Origin of the sequence: Faecalibacterium sp. Marseille-P9312, assembly GCF_902497445.1 — a bacterium.
GTDB classification, from domain to species: Bacteria; Bacillota; Clostridia; order Oscillospirales; family Ruminococcaceae; genus Faecalibacterium; species Faecalibacterium longum.
In genome coordinates, this window is record NZ_CABVEW010000032.1 from 1 (window position 1) to 2,616 (window position 2,616).

A 2,616-nucleotide genomic window follows, 5' to 3' on the forward strand; every position below is an offset into this window, starting at 1 on the left:
GTAATCTCCAAGTTTTCCCCCACCTCACGCCGGGCGTGCACCTTTCAGCGCACCCGGCGTACCATCAAATCGATTTACTTTCTTCCTTCAGATTTCAACACTGCTGTGTTCTCACGGACACAGAGTGGTTGTAAATTTCACAGTTTAAGTTTTTCGCGGTATTTCATGATTTTGCCTACCGTCTTTGCATCAAGTTCAGGCGGTATTGGACTGTTGTGAACCATGCGGTGGCATGGTTCACACAGCCAAACCAGATTTGGCACTTTATTGATTCTATCAAGTGGAAGCTTGTTTTTAACGTGGTGACAATGCTTTTGAAGCACGGGTGAGAAGGCATTTCCACAGCATTTACATTTTCCTTTGTCCCTGCTGTAAGCATACTCCCGGTTCATATAATACTCAAAATTCATCCTTCCCTTTGCGTATGCTGACATTGCAATATCGTTCGGGGAGTTAACGGATGGACGGTCACATGGCAGTGGCTTGTGCTTAGCACGATAGCTCACATACCGTCTGCGCCCTTCCACTGTATACGGCGTCATTTTCTGGTCAAATGGCTTGGGTTCATAGTGACTATGCGTGATGAACGCATAAGTTATACCAAACCATTTTCCTTCGACCCATACAGCAAATGTCTTACTGTCGTAGCCCTTGTGTCGGTCAGGAAGATTGCAAAGCACCTTCAGCGGCACCTGCATGGAGTTGTACCGTTTGGGGTACAGCTTTTTCCATACAGTCAGTGCAGCGTTGTTTACTCTGCGGTCTATCGCATGGTAGGCATGAGAGCAGATGGATGTCTGCAAGTACTGTGCCATACCCATAATGACAGAGTTGACGTACTGAATTTGCGCAGCCTGCACATTGACTTTTTGACAAAGTTCTATGCGGTGCACTTCTTCGAGCAGTTTCTTAATCTTCTTTCCTAACCGTTCCATATCCGGCAGCGGCTTTCCAACCAGATGTTTCGTCCATGTTGCCGGGTCAGGAGTCTTCCGTTTTCGTTCGGCCTTTACCACAAAGCCAAGAAAGTGTATACCGTTTGTCCGCAGGTCTGTTACATAGGTCTTTTCCTGCGACAATTCGAGTTTCATTCTGTTCCGAAAATATTTTGTCAAGACACGTTTCAAGCGGAGTGCTTCCTTCTCCGTTGACGTCAGAATCACCCAATCATCGGCGTAGCGATAATTGTACTTTGGCGTTACACCAGCCCATTTCAAACGCCTTGTGTCGTTGCCTTTATGCTTGCACTGTCTGTGCGGCTCCATATACATACGACCAACATACCAATCGAAATCGTTGAGATAAACATTGGATAAAAGCGGTGAGAGGATTCCTCCCTGCGGTGTACCAAGCTCTGTTGCATGAAACAGGTCATTTTCCATATATCCAGCTTTTAGCATCTGACTGATAATTTTCAGCACACGCTTGTCATGGATACCGATTCTCCAGAGTTTTTGGAGCAGCAGGCGGTGATTGATATTGTCGAAGCATCCCTTGATGTCACCCTCAATAGCCCACACGGGTTGGTCGGGCGATTTACATCCAGCATTTATGACATTGATGATACCCCGGATTGCGTGTTTCTGTGCCCGATAGGGGCGAAAGCCGTAGCTTTGCGGATAAAATCTCGCTTCACAGATCGGCTCGATAATGATACGCACGCACTCCTGTATGATCCTGTCCAATACAGTGGGGATACCCAGCGGTCTTTTCTTGCCGTTACTCTTTTCGATATATTCACGGCGGGCTGGTTTGGGGCGGTAGTTGCGAAAACTCGATTGAATCAATAAAATAAGCTCATCTTTGGGCATTTGAAGGTATTTGTCCATTTTTATCTTATCCACGCCAGCAGTTCTGCTGCCTTTGTTGGACTTGATATTGTGGACGGCAGTTACAATGGTCACTTCATTAGCCATCGCTTCCACCAGACCGGTGAACGATACTCCTTGACCGGACTTCTCATAGAGAAAATCCTGAATCTTTTTAAGTTCCGTTTCCGTTGAAAATCTGACGTTCAAATGCACAAGGTTTTCACCTCGCAGTTCGTCACCCATCTTTCAGGGAGTTATAGGATTTTCGTTTTGTGAAATTTACAAATCGATTTGACTCGTATCCTTCGCCATGGAATATTTCAATTCCGTATGACTGGCATTACCCAGCCCAGACTACTATGATACGGCTGACTTCCTGTTGTTTTCAATGCGCTGTAACGCTCCAACAATAGGCTCTCAAACGTTCCCTAATCTCTATCCTTATTCTGGAACCCTTAGGCCGCTACCTTACACCGGGAAAATCTAACCGTGCTTTGAACCACAGTTGCTGCACGGTTCCTGATGGGGATTTCATCCCACAGGGCGTGTACGGAAAAACCAGCCACACACACTTTTTCCAAGGTTCACCCTTTCGGATGGAGTCAACTCTTACGATGCTGCATAGCTTTCCCTAACGGATAGCCATAGGTTTCGGAAGCCCGCACCATTATTGTCCATGCCTCTTTGCAGAGGTTTAGGTTTTCAGGTTACGCCTTCACCACGCTCTGTACAATGCACACTTACAGGTGGCAACGCACAGTGGAGTATTAGCTCTCGTACTGTCTTGAATTTTGACCTATTCTCT

1 protein-coding gene is annotated in these 2,616 nt (G+C 46.4%); it reads right to left on the reverse strand.

Annotation, left to right across the window (positions count from 1 at the left end):
* Positions 1–137: 137 nt before the first annotated feature.
* On the reverse strand, positions 138–2,054 hold the full coding sequence (ltrA, locus tag F3G95_RS13660; RefSeq protein ID WP_242960739.1) for a group II intron reverse transcriptase/maturase: 1,917 nt from the start codon (positions 2,052–2,054) through the stop codon (positions 138–140).
* Positions 2,055–2,616 lie beyond the last annotated feature (562 nt).

Bases quoted from the DNA above. Each gene is read 5' to 3' on its own strand.
- ltrA (WP_242960739.1), bottom strand. From the start codon at position 2,054: ATGGGTGACGAACTGCGAGGTGAAAACCTTGTGCATTTGAACGTCAGA.